Source organism: Paenibacillus lacisediminis (assembly GCF_046567315.2).
The window spans coordinates 1-1,273 of record NZ_JBKIAX020000037.1 but is presented as its reverse complement, the minus strand read 5'-3'; the positions used below and the strand labels follow the sequence as shown (position 1 = coordinate 1,273).

Annotated in this window: 1 protein-coding gene; it reads left to right on the top strand. The window is 45.8% G+C overall.

Annotated features, from left to right (window positions below; genetic code table 11):
- Window positions 1-155: 155 nt before the first annotated feature.
- Window positions 156-1,121, top strand: a complete 966-nt coding sequence (locus tag ACLD72_RS32145; protein WP_251593151.1) for a tyrosine-type recombinase/integrase — start codon at window positions 156-158, stop codon at window positions 1,119-1,121.
- The last annotated feature ends 152 nt before the right edge of the window (window positions 1,122-1,273 follow it).

The window sequence follows — 1,273 nt, the reverse complement described above, 5'->3', positions numbered from 1 at the left end:
GTGTCAGCGCGGAACTGCGCTTTGCAATCCATGAAAACAACTTTGAAAGCTGATTTTTACCGTGATTTCACATATTTTTTTATGACAAAATTATTCATGTCGTACAATAACAATTATGCGACACCATACATCGCCAACAGGAGGTACACAAGATAATGCAACAGAACTTTTTGACGGCAGTTACCAAACAATATCCGTTCCATTTTTCGAAACAAGACTATCAAGACGAGCAGATGATCCAAATGTTTTTGACCGCTTGCTCAAATGCCCCGAATACACGTAAAAATTACTACCGTGCGTTGGAACAATTCAGGCGTTTTTTATCGGGCATGCCGCTTAAGGATGTGACCTGGAGGGAAATCGAAGCTTACAAAATTTATTTGACGCACGGGATTTACCGCGAGTCCGGAAAGCCGCTGGCACCCGCAAGCGTCGCGGCATTCATAGCGCCCTTGAAATCTTTTTACAAATGGGGAAGCGACCGGGGCATTGGAATTTTCGACCATAATCCGACCCAAAACATCCGGATCCCGACAACGGTCATCACGAGCCGGAAGCATTATTTGACGAGGAACGAAGTAGGCAAGCTGCTGAACAGTTTGCGGAAAGAGAGCCTCCGGAACTACCTTATCGGTCTGTCCCTTGTGCTGCTTGGTCTGCGTGTTTCGGAACTGACCGGGATAAAGTGGGGCGACTTTCATACCGATCCGACGGAAACCTCGATCTGGTTAACGATTTCCCACGCCAAGAGGGGAAAAAGCAGAGAGGTCAAAATTCCTCCGCAGTTATGGAGATTGTATCAGCATCATGCTCAAAATCTGTCGAATTGTGACGAACCGGAGGCGGAGTTGCGGATTTTTCCGATTACGCCAAGGCAAATCGAACGCATCATTAAACGTGCAGCCCAGCGGAGCAACATCAGTAAAGAACCGACGCCACACTGGCTGCGCCATACGAACGCGACGCTGGCGCTGCTTCAGGGAGCATCGCTGCAGCAAGTGCAAGAAACGCTCGGACATGCGCATATAAACACGACACAACGCTATCTTCACACCGTGGAGCAAATGAAAAAAGCAGCCCCCGATTTCGTTCAGGACTGCCTAAAGGAGTTCATAGAATGAAAATAATAGTTCTTTTTCTCTATTTCAGGACTAATATTAATGCAAATTTCGCTCTTTTGTCCTATAATGTAACATAAATGAATTACAATCCTTGCCACATTTCGACCATTTTCTTCCTCAATTTATGTCGCATAATTGTTATTGTACGACAT

Coding starts and splice junctions, on each gene's coding strand:
- ACLD72_RS32145 (WP_251593151.1), top strand. CDS start 156: ATGCAACAGAACTTTTTGACGGCAGTTACCAAACAATATCCGTTCCAT.